Origin of the sequence: Legionella adelaidensis, from assembly GCF_900637865.1 — a bacterium.
Taxonomy (GTDB): domain Bacteria; phylum Pseudomonadota; class Gammaproteobacteria; order Legionellales; family Legionellaceae; genus Legionella_A; species Legionella_A adelaidensis.
Genome location: NZ_LR134422.1, coordinates 47,754 through 62,251 on the forward strand (window position 1 = coordinate 47,754; position 14,498 = coordinate 62,251).

Below are 14,498 nucleotides of genomic sequence, written 5' to 3' on the forward strand. Positions count from 1 at the left end.
CCTTGAACGCTTCGCTGCAATCAAGGCTACTTTCATATTTTTCTTGCCTCTCGCATTAACTGGCGCATCATAATTACAGCCTCTTTCAAACCAATAAAAAGAGCTTGTGCAATAATAGCGTGCCCAATATTCAATTCATTCAGTTCTTTAATAGCTGCAACAGGTTTTACATTATGATAATGCAAGCCATGGCCGGCGTTGACAATAAGGTTTAACTTGGCAGCATGTTCAGCCGCTTCTTTTATTCTATCTAACTCTCTGGCTTCAGCCATGGGAGTATTGGCTTCCGCGTAACAACCCGTATGCAGTTCAATTGCCGGGGCTCCTAGCTCTCTGGCAGCCTCTATTTGCCTGATATCCGGGTCGATAAAAAGAGAAACTTCGCTACCTATAGCGGTGAGCCGTTTAATAGCTTTTTCAACGAGCTTGTAATGAGTAATGACATCCAAACCACCTTCAGTAGTTAACTCTTCTCTTTTTTCTGGTACCAAACAAGCATGCTCCGGTTTAATTTCTTCAGCAAAATCAAGCATGGCATCCGTAACTGCTAACTCTAAATTCATTCTTGTCTGCAATACTTCCTTAATCAATCGCACATCACGTTCTTGAATGTGGCGTAAATCTTCACGCATATGGAGGGTAATCCCGTCAGCACCGGCTTCTTCGGCATCCATAGCAGCTTTTACAGGATCAGGATAACGAGTGCCCCTTGCCTGGCGTAAAGTAGCCACATGGTCAATATTAACCCCTAGAAATAAATCGTTTGACATACATACCTTCCTTACATGTTCTTATTGGCGCGGAACCAATTGAGCATTAGTAATGTACCCGTATCCAGAATTTTACATTCTTCTAGTAGAGAAAAAGTTTTTTCTCTACTAACTACATGGGTCAAAATATCCTCCGATTCTACCCCATAATACCCAGCTTTAGGCTCATCTTCTGTTTGAGCATAAAAATAGTGGGTTTTTTCTGTCATTAAGCCAGGACTTCGATAGGCGGTAGCTATTTTTTCCAATTTAGTAACCTCAAGTCCGGCTTCTTCCTTAACCTCCAAGCAAGCAATCTCTTGGGGCGATTTTTCTTTATCAATCGTTCCTGCTATACATTCTATAAAATAAGGATCATCATTCGATTTATTGAGAAAAACACCCGGTCTAAATTGTTGACAGAAAACAAAACTATCCACGGTGGTAGCATAAATTAATACCATCACGGAGTCTCTGCTTATCATTACTTCTCTTTCGAAATGCAGAGGCTTCTTATCAGGATCTAAATTATCCGCTTTAATTTCATATTTATTAACAGAAAAATACCCTTTAAATATTTGTTTTTCTGAACAAATAATCGCTTTCCTGGCGCTATTTTCCTTTTTTAACATGTTTCATTAACCTTTTTTTTCGTTGAATTTGCCGTGGTGTTAATTTATTTTTTTTATCCTTATAAGGATTTTCACTACTTTTAAATTCTAACTTTAAAGGTGTGCCTATCAAGCGCAAATGTTCTGTGAAGGAATTCATCAAATAGCGTTTATAACTATCCGGGAGCGAATTGACTTGATTGCCGTGTATAACTACTACAGGAGGATTATGTCCTCCGGCATGGGCATAGCGTAATTTTATACGTCTCCCTTTGACTAAAGGGGGTGTATGTTCGTTAACTATATCTTGTAGAAGACGGGTTAAGCGGGGTGTTGAAAAAGTTTGCATTGCTGAATTATATGCTTCATTAATATCTTTAAAGAGCAATCCAACACCGGTTCCATGTAAAGCTGAAATAAAGCGCATTTTGGCAAAATGAGCGAATTGAAGCCTTCTAGCAATTTCCTGACGCACAGATTCTTTATGATCTTCGCTCAGCCCATCCCATTTATTAACGGCAATGACCAAGCCTTTACCAGCTTCAACAATAAAGCCCAGCAAATGCAGATCCTGTTCAGTAATGCCCTCTTTGGCGTCAATTACCATTAAACAAACATTCGCCTCTTTAATGGATTGTAAAGTTTTTATTACTGAAAATTTTTCAACTTTCTCATCAATGCGCGATCGTCTGCGAATACCAGCCGTATCGATTAAAGTAAATTTAGTGCCTTCTCGTTCAAAAGGAATGGCAATACTATCACGCGTAGTACCGGGAAGATCATAAACAACCACTCTCTCCTCCCCTAAAATGCGGTTGATTAATGTGGATTTACCAACATTGGGTCTCCCTACAAAAGCAATTTTTGTCCCTTGCTCTTCAGGCAAGGATTCCGCTTCGGGAAAATTTTGCGTGAGAATATCTAATAGAGTATAAATACCACGGCCATGTGTGGCCGAAATTGCAAAAATATTTTCAAATCCTAAAGCTTGAAATTCAGCTTTGGCAATTTCTTCATCCACGCCATCTGTTTTATTAACAATCAAATAAACTGGCTTGTTAATTTTACGTAGTTTAGTCGCAATATTTTCATCAATACCTGTTAACCCAGCTCTTCCATCCACTAAAAATAAAATATAATCCGCTTCGTCTAAAGCTTGTTCTGATTGCTTAGACATTAAAGCGTCTACTGCGGCATCGTCCACCCCCACACCGCCAGTATCAATTAAGATATAATGTTTATCATGAAAATGGGCTTCCCCGTATTGTCTATCGCGAGTCAACCCTGGGAAATCGGCCACGAGGGCATTTTGCGTTTTGGTTAAACGATTAAATAAAGTAGATTTACCTACATTTGGCCTACCTACCAATGCAATAACTGGGATCATACTATCCTACTGTTAAACGGTTTAATTGGCCGTTAGTAGTCATTACGTACAAAGATTTTCCTTGTACGGTAGGAGCAATATCTATCGGCCCATTTACTTTTGAGCGAGCCAAGACTTCTCCATCTTGGTTGGAAAGCACATGCAAGAAACCTGTCTTATCTCCAATGATAATTTTATCGCCCATTAAAACGGGTTCTGTCAGGCCGCGCGCTTTAAAAGCTATTTGTTTCCATTTTACATTTCCCGATTGCTTGTCAAAAGCCCAGACAATATCATCGCTATCTGTAATATAGAGGGTATGCTCATCCATAGCTAAGTTTTTATAGGTAGAAGCCGGTTTACGCCAAATAAATTGGCCATCGTTTAATGAAAGAGCTCCTATATATCCTTGATAAGTTGCCAAATAAGCGACATTGCCTCTTACAATAGGGTCGGCATCTATATCAACCAAACGTTCCACATCACTTGGACCGCTTGCAAAAGCAATACTACGCTGCCATTCTACTGCGCCGCTCTCAAGCTCTACCGCATCTAATTTACCATCAGAAAAACCCACTAAAGCGACTTTATCAACGATAACTGGGGATGAGCTCGCTTTTAAAATTAAATTAGGAGCACCGTGATCTGCCGTCCAGAGCTTTTCACCGGTCTTGGCATTAAAGGCATATAGCTTACCATTTATCGTTTTTGCAATTACTTTGCCATTATAAATAACGGGTTTAGATAAAATGTCTCCCGCTACTTTTACCTGCCATACTTTTTCCCCGTTCTTTTGGTTTAATAAAACTAAAGAAGAAGAATCAGTACCTACGGCCAGGTAGCCTTGCCCTAAAGATGGCCCACTAATGATGGTATCATTCAAATTTTGCGACCATAGGGTGTGACCGTTATTCTTGTTGGTGGCTTTTATTAATCCGCTAGTATCTGCGGTGTAAATAATATCACCACTAATTTCCGGTTTTAATTTTAAATAGGTAGCTGATTTAGACGCTTTACCAACAGGAACAGACCATTTTTCTGACAAAGAAAGCTTTGATTCAACAGGCTTTAAAGCAGCTGGCTTTGGGGTATTATCTTTTCCAAACACATAGTCATCAACGGTACTGCAAGATTGTAAAAGTAAACATAAACTGATTAGCAATAAATTTTTTTTAATGACAGACATTCATAACCTCATTCAATTAAGCAGGCTTGGTAGTTGTGGAATTTGCTTGCATCGATTGCGTTAGCGCAGCCAATTCGTTAGTTTTCATTTCTAAAAAGACATTACCCATTCCCTGCGTTTGGACTTCATTAATTGCCTTTCTATATGCGGCTATTGCCTCAAAATATTTACCAGTTTCGGCATACACATCACCTTTAATTTCATTAACTACCGAACTATATGCCGTATCATTTATCTGACTTAATTCACTTAAAGCTTTATCATAAGATTTGTCAGCAATTAGTATTCTGGCCATTCGAATCTTTGCCACTTGTTGAAATGCAGTCATTTTGGAATGTTTTGCCACATAATCCAGTTGCGTGATGGCATCTTGGTATTTTTCTCGTGACGTATACAATTTGGCTAATGTTAAGCGTGCGGCATCGGCATACACAGTCTCATTGTATTCTTTTAACAATTGATTAGCATACGCCCTCACTCCTTTGTTATCCTGGTTTGAAAAAGCCACTATCAAATGCTCATAGGCATTAGAAGCTTCTTGAGCTACTTTTGCTTGATGCCAGTTCCAGTATTTATACCCTGCTATCGCTAATAATATTAAAGAAGCTATAACAGTAATGACGCCATTATAACGCTGCCACCATTTTTTTATTGCTTCTATTTGCTCTTGTTCTGTCATGTAAACTGACATCATTTTCTCCTGGCTTTACTGCAAATATTGGTAAAGGGTCGTAAATAATTCATCTTGAGGTATATTTATCTGCTCACCTGATTGGCGTAAATTTTTAATGCTGATTGTTTTTTGTTTAACCTCTTCTTCGCCTAATATTAAGGCAAGGGTCGCCCCGCTTTTATCCGCTTTTTTAAATTGGCTTTTAAAGCTTCCCCCGCTTGTATTTACTAAAATCTGCCAATTATGTTTGTCGCGTATTTTTTCCGAAATATACAAAGCTTCCAGGAGTGCATTCTCCCCGTCCGCAATCATATAAATTAATGGCAGCGAATCCCGAGTACGACTTATATCAAGTGTTTCCCTTAATAGCAATAAGCGCTCAATTCCTAAAGCAAAACCAACAGCCGGCGTGGGAGAACCTCCGAGATGCTCAACTAATTTATCATATCTTCCACCGGCACAAATGGTGGCCTGGCTACCTAATTTATCGGTTACCCATTCAAAAACGGTATGACCATAATAATCAAGACCTCTTACCAATAAAGGATTGATTGTATAGGCTATGTTAAGTTTATCCAGTCCTGTACATAAGTCCGCAAAATGTTTTTTACTCGCCTCACTTAGAAAGCTGTTCAATTTGGGTGCATCTTGCAGTAGCGCTTGCGTCTCAGGGTTTTTACTATCGAGAATTCGTAAAGGATTTTTTTCCAAACGTCTTCTACTGTCCGCATCCAATTTTTCCACATAAGGGCGTAAATACTCAATTAATTGCTTTTTATATTCCTGTCTTTCCTGCAATTCCCCTAAGGTATTTATTTGCAAGGAAACATATTCTTCTATACCTAATTCTTTCCATATTTTTTTACATAATGCGATTAACTCAAGCTCAATCCCCGCACCTGAGATACCTAAAGCTTCAATTCCAAATTGATAAAATTGGCGATAACGCCCCTTTTGCGGCTTTTCATGCCTAAACATTGGGCCTAAATACCATAACTTTTGTTGCTGATTATGGAGTAACCCATGTTCCAAACACGCCCGTACACAACCAGCTGTGGCTTCTGGCCTTAATGTCAGGCTATCACCATTTAAATCAGTAAAAGTGTACATTTCCTTTTCTACAATATCAGTGACTTCCCCTATCGTCCGTTTAAATAATTGCGTGGTTTCAACTATAGGCAAACGAATTTCTTTATAACCATACTGGGAGGCACACTGGGTAAAAATTTTTTCAACTTCTTGCCAATGTTGACTCTGTGCAGGGAGAATATCATTCATTCCTCTTATAGCTTGGAGGCGTTCACTCACCTTCTTTCTCCATAGGACTATATTGATTTTGGTTTACTGAGGAAAGCAAGGAGCGCATTTTTGATAAATCAGTTAAACGTATTTCATTTTCCTTTTTAACTTCCGCAGTTTCCTCAGAATGAGTAATCGTTGCAGTTTGGGGGAACAGTTGCTCAATATCTTTGTTTTTATGCCACCAGAAAGCAACAGCGATAATAACTCCTAAAGCAAAAACCAGTGTTAACCAACGAATTATATGTTCAGCCTTGTAAGTTTCTTTCTTGGTTTGCCACAATCTTTCCACTTTACGCTCTGGCGTAGCAATTTTATTAAATGTCTCTAATAAAGGCTCGGCTGAAACATCGAGTAACTTTGCATAGGCGCGTAAATACCCCTTTATAAACACAGGCTCCGGCATATTTTCATAATCATCGGCTTCCAGTAATTCGATTAATCTAACGCGCAAATGAAGTTTGCCAGCCACGTAAGCAGTGCTATACCCTCTTTGTGTGCGAATGGCAGCTAAAGTGGCACCCGGTAGCTCTCTACGTTCTTCTAATTCATCTATGGTCATGGTGGTATTCATTTTTTACTCCGGTATTTCAGCATATTTCAATTGATTCAGTTGAGCTAAAAAACGTGCTTCCAAATCAGCATTTCCTTCTTTACGGGCAGCTTCTGCCCCTATAGTGAGTACTTCTTCATCCTTTAAAGCAAGCGTTGGGTATTTGGCTATAGTAGCCAGCGCCTCTTTTGTTTTATCTTGTTTTATCTCAATTTTTAAAAGCTCATAAAGCGATTGTTTACGGGTAGGATCTTGGTCTAGCGCCTTATTAAAATATACAGCTGCCTGGGTTAAATCAGGAATTTCAGTAACGCATAACCCGGCATTTTCATAAGCTCCTGCCGTATTTTCATATTGCATATCTTTCACGGCTTTTAAAAAATATTCTTCTGCTTGCCGATATTGACCTCGTCTACATAAATACGTACCAAAATTGTTTAATTGTGCGCCACTTCCCTGCGATAAACTGATTGCTTTTTTATAGTAAACCTCAGCGTCTTTATATTGCGCGGATTTTTCTAAAAAATAGCCCATAGCGGCGTTAGCATTAGCTGAATCAGGCGCTTCTTTTAAAGCCATTAACAATTTCTTTTTTGCCCGCGGCCTGTTTCCTTGTTTTAAATAAGCCAAGCCTAGCTGTGTATTATACGCAGCAGCATTGTCTCTATTATATTTTTTACTTAAATTATCCTCATTTGCCTCATTGTTATGTTGGCAACTAATCAATAAAAAGCATGATAGCACTGAAAGGAAACGGCGTAATTTCAACACACTATTCTCAGATAAAGCTTGGAAAGTTGGTAATTATAACCTCAGGAAGAGTAGAATTAAAAATGTTAATTTCCGCGTGAGTCCGTTGGCTCATCCTTTATTCTGGAAAAGTTCATTTTTTGCCAACGCATGGAACGACTTGTTCTATCTTTTACTTCGCCAGCCAGTTGCCCACAGGCCGCATCAATATCGTCACCACGTGTTTTCCGCGTAATAGTATTAATACCTTTAGCAACAAGCTTATCTCTAAAGGCATCAATTGCTTCTTGCGATGAACGTTCGTATTGAGTGAGTGGAAAAGGATTAAAGGGAATAAGATTGACTTTGGCGGGGACTCCGCGCAATAGTTTAATTAATTCTGCCGCATGTTGGGGTTGATCGTTAACCCCCTTTAACATCACATATTCAAAAGTAACCACACGTTTAGGTTCATTTTTAAAATAATTTTTACACAAGTTCATTAACTGGTTAAGAGGATATTTTTTATTTACCGGGACTAACTCATTGCGTAGTTCGTCATTAGGCGCATGAAGCGAAACCGCTAACGAAACCGGGCTTCTTTCCCGTAAGCGTTCCATTTCAGGGATAATGCCCGATGTACTCAGAGTGACACGGCGTTTTGATAATCCGTATGCAAAATCATCTAACATCAGATCCATTGCTGTGACAACATTCTCAAAATTTAGTAAGGGTTCTCCCATACCCATCATCACGACATTGGTAATCTTTTTGTCATGTTCGCCATTTTTTTTCGAAAGAGAGCGAACAGCTAGCCAGACCTGGCCGATAATTTCTGCGGTCGTTAAATTACGGTTAAACCCTTGTTTCCCTGTAGAACAGAAGCTACAGTTTAAACCGCACCCTACCTGCGAGGACACACATAAGGTTCCACGAGAGGATTCGGGAATAAATACAGTTTCAATACAATTACCACAGCTTAACTTCATTAACCATTTGTGTGTACCGTCTGCGGATTGTTGGCAGCTGGAAATTTCAGGTAAACTTATTTCAGCAACTTGACTAAGACGCTCTCTCAGCGTCTTACCCAAATTACTCATTTGACTAAAATCATTTAAACCCATCTGATGGATCCATTGCAACAATTGCTGGGCACGATAAGGTTTTTCGCCTAATTCGGTTACAAATTGACGCATCTTATCGTGATTGAAATTCAGTAGGTTTATTTTTTCAGTCATATTTTATCGTGTACAAATCTCATGGGGCTCGAAGAAAAACGCGATTTCTTGTGCCGCTGTTTCTGCTCCGTCTGATCCATGCACGGCATTTGCATCAATACTATCAGCAAAGTCGGCACGAATAGTTCCTGAAGCTGCTTCTTTAGGATTTGTCGCACCCATAATTTCCCGGTTTTTAGCAATGGCGTTATCACCTTGTAAAACTTGAACTATCACAGGGCCGGAAATCATAAAAGACACTAAGTCATTAAAGAATGGGCGGCCTTTGTGTACAGCATAAAATTCTTCAGCTTGATTTTTTGTCAATTGCATCATTCTCGCAGCAACAATCTTCAAACCAGCCTTTTCAAAACGCGAATATATTTGTCCAATTACATTTTTTTCTACCGCGTCTGGTTTAATAATAGACAATGTTAACTCAGTTGTCATGAGATCTCCTGATTAATGAAAAGCGGGCATTATACACGAAAAGAATAAAAAACTGACAAGATATTGGTAATTTACTTAGTACACGACAATTTTTAAGATATGCAAAACTGTGAGATTCCCGCCTTTGCGCTGAGGAATCCTGGTATTTTTTTTACCAATATAGTTTCTAAGCCTTATTGTATAAGGTAATTGAAAATAAGATATTGAAGTGCATACAAAGTCATGATCAAATTCATTTCGCCCAAAACCAATTTGAGGAATGAGTATGCACAAGCGAGTATTTTGCCAAAATTTATTGGACAATGCATTAGGCAGTACAATTCACTCGAAACGAAAAACATGCCTATTCGCTTTTAAGTGACTTAATGGATTACGACACAACGTTGTCAGTAACTGAAATAGGAAAAAAATTAACATCTACAGCTACAGTTAAAAGCAAGATATATTCGGCACAGACGTTTGTAAATTACTACAAATAATCTTACCGCGAAAAAACGGACACTAATTTGTTAAAATATATGACTTAACGAAGAGGTGTGAGCATGGTAAGACAATTAAGGAAATACAGTAAAGAATTCAAAGAAGAATCGGCTAAATTAGCGATTAGCTATGGAAACATCAATAAAGCAGCAGATGAATTAGGAATACCACGCCCCACTTTACACGAGTGGGTAAACAAAGTTAAAGCTACAGGTGGATATGAAAATGATTCTGGACTTTTTCAACCGGTAAATGTTGCTAAGGTACTGGAAGAAAATAAAGAGTTAAAAAAACGCTTAGCACGCCTTGAGCAGGAGAAATTGATATTAAAAAAGGCGGCGACGTACTTCGCAAGGGAACTCGAGTGAAGTACGGTTTTATAAAAGAATTTAGCAATTATTTTTCTGTAACGATAATGTGCGCATTACTCAATGTTAGTCGCAGTGGGTATTACTCCTTTATTAATAGACCAATAAGTAAGAGGCAGCTGGCTAATAATCACCTGGATATAAACCAGCATAAAAAGCGGTATGGAGTGCCTAGGATAACGCGCGTATTACAAGACCAAAATGAACCCTGTAGCCACACTCGAGTTGCAAGAAGAATGCAGGCAATGGGTTTAACAGCGCTTGCTAAAAAGAAATTTAAAGTCACTACTGATTCAGAGCATAGTTTGCCTATCTATAAGAATCATTTAGGACGCGATTTTTCAGCTACGGCTATTAACCAAAAATGGGCATGTGATATTACCTATATCCGCACCCTAGAGGGTTGGTTGTACCTTGCTGTAGTAATTGATTTATATTCACGCGCAGTAATTGGTTGGTCCATGAATAAGCGAATGAAAAAGAATTTGGTATGCGACGCACTGTCGATGGCTTTATTTAGACGTAAATTTCCGATAGGAGTTATTGTTCATTCTGATCGTGGCAGCCAATATTGCTCATTGCAATATCAACAAATGCTCAAGCAATATCAACTCATTGGGAGCATGAGTAGAAGAGCTAACTGTTGGGATAATGCTATCGCTGAAAGCTTTTTTCATACGCTAAAAGTAGAATTGATTCACAACTATAGTTATCAAACCAGGGAACAAGCTAAGCTTAGTGTATTTCAATATATTGAAGGGTACTTTAATCAGCAGAGAATACATTCTGCACTTGACTATAAAGCTCCATTTGAGTTTGAATGTGCAGGGTAAATTTTCAGAGAACAGTCTCCATTAAATCGCGGTAAGATTAAAACTAGAACGAGATATGGTTCGTATTTATAAGGGATTAGCGCATTTTTTTTGGGAAAACGGGAAAGAAATTGTGATCCTCATTGACCGGACTGGATATTGTAGCAAAGGGTTCCATGCACTTGAAGCAAGTGTTGTGGAACATGGGCGCTCCATACCGATTTATCATGAAGTGCATTCAGAATCAGATTAAGAAAATGATCAGGTTACTCTTATAAAGAGAAATTGTCGAAGAAAGTGCGAAAAAGAAAAATAAATATCCTTCTCATGATAAAGCTCACTCTGAGTATTACAAGAATGGGTTTTTCCGCATATCTAGCCCAAACTGGCAATGACATGACTCAAGGACTTACTACGGGAGAGCAATCGATCTATTCGTTATAATTTTCTACACAAAAGTATGCCTTGTCCAATAGGTACTACTAAAGAATCAACCCTTGCATCTTTTAGTGCATAATCAATCATTGGCTGAAGATCCGATTTATGCGAAATAACATTATCTGCCATTAATATTCCACCAGACACCATATTGCGAATGACGATGTCATAGCAGTCGGCATAGAGTTCTTTTTCGGTATCAAGGAAACACAAAGACAGATCCTGATAATTTGTCAAATAATCAAATACATTCCCTTCAACTAGCTCAACATATTGTTCAACCTGAGCTGAAGCAAATGTTTTCTTTGCTAAAGTAATTTTTTTCGGATCTAATTCAAAGGTTGTTATTTTAGTTTTTAAATGCATACATGCCAACGTTAACCATAATGTCGAATATCCTGCACTTGTACCTATCTCTATCCATTGCCCCTTCGGTGAGGTCGCTGCAAGTAAACTAATGAATCGCCCTGTTTCTGGTGGTATCTGGCGTAATTTATCAAAATGCTGCATTTCAATCTGACCGGACATTTCTTCACGATCTCTATCTTCCAAATCGTTCATTCGCTCTAAGATTGCAGACGATATATTGTGAAACATTTAAACCCCTTGTTTGATTTATCAATAATTGCTTTTAGCGACAAATACTTATCATAACCCAAACTGCTTTCGCTATCACAGCGTTAAAGACAAAAAGCTATTGCCAAAAACATCCATATTTTATGCGGCAATTTTAAGGATGGATGCAATATAGGCATCAGCAAGATGGCCAATGTTTCCAAGAGTATCACAGAAGATTTTCTGAAAAATTTTGTAAACTGGTACATAAGTCTTGATAATATTAATGCAGCCAATCAAAGCATTCTTGATCTGCTTGGCAAGCTATCATTAGCCAGCATCTATCATTACATACATCCAGCGACGGGCGAAAAGTCAATATGATTTTACTCCAAATATTTAAGAATAGGATATGTTGTTCAATATGGAGAAAATATTAGCACTAAAAGTGCATAGGACATAATTGCTACACCATTCTATGAAAAACTATTCATTTCAATTTGACACCCGTAACGTTATTGGTTACAATTGAGGTGTGTGTGAAGCGGAATTTTCATGATAAAAACAATAAAACATAAAGGGCTGGGTCGATTTTATCACACGGGTAGTCTCTCAGGGATACAGGCCCATCATGCAAGACGGTTGCAATTAATACTTACACGGCTTAATGCAAGTACTTGCCCTGAAGATATGGATTTACCAGGATTACACTTACATAAATTGAAGGGGCAGCTTAAAGATTTTTATTCTGTCACAGTGCAAGCAAATTGGCGAATTATTTTCCGATTTGAGAGCGATAATGCTTATGATATCGATTATGTTGATTATCACTAGGGAGGTTAAAAATGTTTAATCCAGCGCATCCAGGTGAGGTTATACGTGAATTATGTATAGAGCCTTTGGGATTAACTGTCACAGAAGCTGCAAAAGCATTAGGTGTTACTCGGAAAACGCTTTCAGAGTTATTAAATGGTCATTCTCGTATTAGTCCTGAAATGGCGATCAGGTTGAGTATTGCATTTAAGACATCTGCAGAAAGTTGGATAAATCAACAAGCTAAATATGACTTATGGCTTGCAGAAAAAAATCGCAGCCAACTTAAAGTGAAATGTCTTGTGAATCACGCGGCTTAAGACCTGTTAAATTGTCATTACCAGTTTGGGCTGGATATGCAGTAAAACCCAAAATTCCTTGGTTTTATTAGAAAAAACGGATGCAAATCGAGCAACATTCAAGGATGTAAAAAATGAGCAGTTAGGCCTAGGGTTGCGACGAAATTTATCTTCAGGAAAACACGTGTTAATATGCTTTTCTTTCTTGCCACTTTATTAATTATAATCGCTTGGTGGTTTGGTCTTATGATTGAAACACTCCGCAAACACCGTTCTTATCAGGCTAATACAATAAAAAATAAACGTGCTCGATCTTTTATTCACCTTGCCAGAATGGCTTTTAGACATGAACCTCAGTTATTAAATTGGAATATCTTTCGAAAAGTGATGAGTGATTTGCAATCACAATATCACTCATTTCACGTTGCATCTAATGAATCGAGAGTGCCTAAGGCCCAACATCATAGATGAGATCTTTTGTTAAAACTGCTTGCCGATAGAAATACCTGCAACCCATTCACTCTTTAGTGCTTCAACCGTATCAAAATTAATGTTGGGGGTAACTTCAATATCATTCGCAACTAAGGTTATGTATCCCAGATTCAATCTCCCCATCGTTTTGGTTGAGTGATTTTTTTCAAACTTCAAACCAGGACCAATGCCTGCGGTAAAATGGTTTAAAAAGTTCCACGTCATTAACGAAAATATTTCTACTTCATGATTTTTATCTTTATTGGGGGTATCTTCCATCTCTAAAGTAATACCCAGTGGAAAAGTTAAAACGCGGTGGTATTCAACCCCATAAGTAAAATAGCTTTTATTTTCAATAAGCGAATTGCCAAAAAAACTGTTTACTACATTTTTTCGTTCTTCTGCTCTGGGATGTATGTTTTTACTGTTTTCCGCCTTGCAAAGCGAAAAAAACAAAAGAATGGTAATGAAAAGAAATACCTTTTTATTTTTATGAGGTGCACCCATTATTATTTAATAAACCTATGCGAAGTGGCCTAATTTTCTTCGCCAATGTTAGAATCAAAATTCAAAGCTTCCAAATTTGCAGCGTCTTTTTCTTGATCAGGGCGATATTCTGGAAGATTTTGAATTATTTCTTTTGCTTTTAAAATAGCATCATAAAATTGATGACGTAAGTCTCTTAAATTGGCAGTTTTTGCATTAGCTTTATCTAAATAAGTTTCTAATAACTCTTCAACCGATTTTCGGTGGGCACTAAAATCTAAAAGCACCCCACTTAATTTTTCTTTAGAAGATTCGCTAAGTGTTATTGATAATTGTTGGCCAAAAATATCCCAAAAAGAAGAGTTTTTAGCAAACATATCTCCTTCCTCACCCCTATACATTACAAAGGAGCGGCTAATAGCTGCAGTGATTTCATTAACGGGTTTGCTCGTATTTTCTTGATTTAAAATTTGTTGAATCTTCTGGGTGGCTGATTGAATAACGGCTTGAATTTCTGCCGCATGTTTAATAAAACTATTTTGGCTTTCCGCAATTAGCTTTTGTTGCTCTAACTCCTCTTTGCCAAACTCCTCCCCCAAATGAATAATAAAATTTGAATGCTCTTTTAGTTCGTCTCGGGTAGCACTACCGGGAGAGTTTTCATCTTTGTCATTTTGACCGGATAATAAAAAATCAATGAACAATTTTTGTGCGTACACTTGGTAATCATGAACCTGCTGCAATACGATTCCATTAAAGACATTTTTTAAGGGAACTCGCAACAGCTGATAGTAAATGCTTCGCGGGTTATTAATTGCCGCCAACAATTCATCATTTTGCAAACGAATTTTAAAACCTTCAAGAATACGTTGTGCGGTAAGGAATCCATAGGTGGAAAACCACCCTGACATTTCAGGCTCTTTTACTTCTTCACTCATATTGT

At 38.0% G+C, this 14,498-nt stretch carries 17 protein-coding genes and 3 pseudogenes; 7 read left to right on the plus strand and 13 right to left on the minus strand.

Features of this window, described 5'->3' with window-relative positions; translation table 11 throughout:
- Window positions 1-32 precede the first annotated feature (32 nt).
- The 10 genes from pdxJ to ndk all read right to left on the minus strand — a co-directional run bounded on the left by pdxJ (window position 33) and on the right by ndk (window position 8,833).
- Window positions 33-770 carry a pyridoxine 5'-phosphate synthase gene (gene pdxJ, locus EL206_RS04795; protein WP_058462733.1) on the minus strand — a complete coding sequence of 246 codons (738 nt, stop codon included), beginning with the start codon at window positions 768-770 and terminating at the stop codon, window positions 33-35.
- Between the two features lie 11 nt (window positions 771-781).
- Entirely contained in the window at window positions 782-1,381 is a 600-nt protein-coding gene (locus EL206_RS04800; RefSeq protein WP_058462732.1) for an NUDIX hydrolase, read from the minus strand.
- A complete protein-coding gene (gene der / locus EL206_RS04805) occupies window positions 1,362-2,747 on the minus strand; it encodes a ribosome biogenesis GTPase Der (RefSeq protein ID WP_058462731.1) in 1,386 nt (461 codons plus the stop codon). Before der ends, EL206_RS04800 begins: the two co-directional genes overlap by 20 nt.
- 1 nt (window position 2,748) lies before the next feature.
- Window positions 2,749-3,912: an outer membrane protein assembly factor BamB gene (gene bamB / locus EL206_RS04810; RefSeq protein WP_131739819.1), complete on the minus strand. Its 1,164-nt coding sequence runs from the start codon at window positions 3,910-3,912 to the stop codon at window positions 2,749-2,751.
- Between the two features lie 16 nt (window positions 3,913-3,928).
- Entirely contained in the window at window positions 3,929-4,603 is a 675-nt protein-coding gene (locus tag EL206_RS04815) for a YfgM family protein (protein WP_058462730.1), read from the minus strand.
- A 15-nt stretch (window positions 4,604-4,618) separates the two neighbouring features.
- Window positions 4,619-5,893 (minus strand): histidine--tRNA ligase, encoded by a 1,275-nt coding sequence (hisS, locus tag EL206_RS04820; protein WP_058462729.1) that lies wholly within the window; start codon window positions 5,891-5,893, stop codon window positions 4,619-4,621.
- Window positions 5,886-6,458, minus strand: a complete 573-nt coding sequence (locus tag EL206_RS04825; RefSeq protein ID WP_058462728.1) for a helix-turn-helix domain-containing protein — start codon at window positions 6,456-6,458, stop codon at window positions 5,886-5,888. The genes hisS and EL206_RS04825 overlap by 8 nt, the downstream gene beginning before the upstream one ends.
- A 3-nt stretch (window positions 6,459-6,461) precedes the next feature.
- Entirely contained in the window at window positions 6,462-7,208 is a 747-nt protein-coding gene (pilW, locus tag EL206_RS04830) for a type IV pilus biogenesis/stability protein PilW (RefSeq protein ID WP_131739817.1), read from the minus strand.
- A gap of 65 nt (window positions 7,209-7,273) precedes the next feature.
- Window positions 7,274-8,404 carry a dual-specificity RNA methyltransferase RlmN gene (gene rlmN / locus EL206_RS04835; RefSeq protein WP_058462727.1) on the minus strand — a complete coding sequence of 377 codons (1,131 nt, stop codon included), beginning with the start codon at window positions 8,402-8,404 and terminating at the stop codon, window positions 7,274-7,276.
- Between the two features lie 3 nt (window positions 8,405-8,407).
- Window positions 8,408-8,833, minus strand: a complete 426-nt coding sequence (gene ndk, locus EL206_RS04840) for a nucleoside-diphosphate kinase (protein ID WP_058462726.1) — start codon at window positions 8,831-8,833, stop codon at window positions 8,408-8,410.
- 265 nt (window positions 8,834-9,098) lie between these two features.
- Between ndk and EL206_RS04845 the strand changes: the two are divergent.
- The 3 genes and pseudogenes from EL206_RS04845 to EL206_RS04860 form a co-directional block, all read left to right on the plus strand.
- Window positions 9,099-9,309, plus strand: a pseudogene (locus EL206_RS04845) (IS4-like element ISLpn1 family transposase); the annotation flags it as partial.
- 66 nt (window positions 9,310-9,375) lie between these two features.
- A protein-coding gene (locus EL206_RS04855) for an IS3 family transposase (protein ID WP_415098187.1) occupies window positions 9,376-10,514 on the plus strand; the annotation gives its coding sequence in 2 pieces (ribosomal slippage) (window positions 9,376-9,658 and window positions 9,658-10,514; 1,140 coding nt in all).
- A 40-nt stretch (window positions 10,515-10,554) separates the two neighbouring features.
- Window positions 10,555-10,879: pseudogene (locus EL206_RS04860) on the plus strand (hypothetical protein); the annotation flags it as partial.
- A 52-nt stretch (window positions 10,880-10,931) separates the two neighbouring features.
- On the opposite strand, the gene EL206_RS04865 reads toward EL206_RS04860, so the two are convergent.
- Window positions 10,932-11,528, minus strand: coding sequence for an O-methyltransferase (locus EL206_RS04865; protein ID WP_058462715.1), 597 nt, complete (start codon window positions 11,526-11,528; stop codon window positions 10,932-10,934).
- 117 nt (window positions 11,529-11,645) lie between these two features.
- On the opposite strand from EL206_RS04865, the gene EL206_RS10220 reads away from it, so the two are divergent.
- The 4 genes and pseudogenes from EL206_RS10220 to EL206_RS04885 all read left to right on the plus strand — a co-directional run.
- On the plus strand, window positions 11,646-11,870 hold the full coding sequence (locus tag EL206_RS10220) for a Tn3 family transposase (RefSeq protein ID WP_411711142.1): 225 nt from the start codon (window positions 11,646-11,648) through the stop codon (window positions 11,868-11,870).
- A 171-nt stretch (window positions 11,871-12,041) separates the two neighbouring features.
- Window positions 12,042-12,320, plus strand: a complete 279-nt coding sequence (locus EL206_RS04875; RefSeq protein WP_058462714.1) for a type II toxin-antitoxin system RelE/ParE family toxin — start codon at window positions 12,042-12,044, stop codon at window positions 12,318-12,320.
- An 11-nt stretch (window positions 12,321-12,331) separates the two neighbouring features.
- Window positions 12,332-12,619 (plus strand): HigA family addiction module antitoxin, encoded by a 288-nt coding sequence (locus EL206_RS04880; protein WP_058462713.1) that lies wholly within the window; start codon window positions 12,332-12,334, stop codon window positions 12,617-12,619.
- A gap of 71 nt (window positions 12,620-12,690) precedes the next feature.
- Window positions 12,691-13,069: pseudogene (locus tag EL206_RS04885) on the plus strand (hypothetical protein); the annotation flags it as partial.
- Between the two features lie 9 nt (window positions 13,070-13,078).
- On the opposite strand, the gene EL206_RS04890 reads toward EL206_RS04885, so the two are convergent.
- Both EL206_RS04890 and EL206_RS04895 read right to left on the minus strand, forming a co-directional pair.
- Window positions 13,079-13,576 (minus strand): hypothetical protein, encoded by a 498-nt coding sequence (locus EL206_RS04890; RefSeq protein ID WP_058462711.1) that lies wholly within the window; start codon window positions 13,574-13,576, stop codon window positions 13,079-13,081.
- Between the two features lie 29 nt (window positions 13,577-13,605).
- On the minus strand, window positions 13,606-14,493 hold the full coding sequence (locus tag EL206_RS04895; RefSeq protein WP_058462710.1) for a hypothetical protein: 888 nt from the start codon (window positions 14,491-14,493) through the stop codon (window positions 13,606-13,608).
- Window positions 14,494-14,498: the final 5 nt, after the last annotated feature.

Excerpts from the sequence above, each read along its gene's own strand:
- pdxJ (WP_058462733.1), bottom strand. The coding sequence starts at position 770 with ATGTCAAACGATTTATTTCTAGGGGTTAATATTGACCATGTGGCTACT.
- EL206_RS04800 (WP_058462732.1), bottom strand. The coding sequence starts at position 1,381 with ATGTTAAAAAAGGAAAATAGCGCCAGGAAAGCGATTATTTGTTCAGAA.
- der (WP_058462731.1), bottom strand. The coding sequence starts at position 2,747 with ATGATCCCAGTTATTGCATTGGTAGGTAGGCCAAATGTAGGTAAATCT.
- bamB (WP_131739819.1), bottom strand. The coding sequence starts at position 3,912 with ATGTCTGTCATTAAAAAAAATTTATTGCTAATCAGTTTATGTTTACTT.
- EL206_RS04815 (WP_058462730.1), bottom strand. The coding sequence starts at position 4,603 with ATGTCAGTTTACATGACAGAACAAGAGCAAATAGAAGCAATAAAAAAA.
- EL206_RS04825 (WP_058462728.1), bottom strand. The coding sequence starts at position 6,458 with ATGAATACCACCATGACCATAGATGAATTAGAAGAACGTAGAGAGCTA.
- rlmN (WP_058462727.1), bottom strand. The coding sequence starts at position 8,404 with ATGACTGAAAAAATAAACCTACTGAATTTCAATCACGATAAGATGCGT.
- ndk (WP_058462726.1), bottom strand. The coding sequence starts at position 8,833 with ATGACAACTGAGTTAACATTGTCTATTATTAAACCAGACGCGGTAGAA.
- EL206_RS04865 (WP_058462715.1), bottom strand. The coding sequence starts at position 11,528 with ATGTTTCACAATATATCGTCTGCAATCTTAGAGCGAATGAACGATTTG.
- EL206_RS04875 (WP_058462714.1), top strand. The coding sequence starts at position 12,042 with ATGATAAAAACAATAAAACATAAAGGGCTGGGTCGATTTTATCACACG.
- EL206_RS04880 (WP_058462713.1), top strand. The coding sequence starts at position 12,332 with ATGTTTAATCCAGCGCATCCAGGTGAGGTTATACGTGAATTATGTATA.
- EL206_RS04890 (WP_058462711.1), bottom strand. The coding sequence starts at position 13,576 with ATGGGTGCACCTCATAAAAATAAAAAGGTATTTCTTTTCATTACCATT.
- EL206_RS04895 (WP_058462710.1), bottom strand. The coding sequence starts at position 14,493 with ATGAGTGAAGAAGTAAAAGAGCCTGAAATGTCAGGGTGGTTTTCCACC.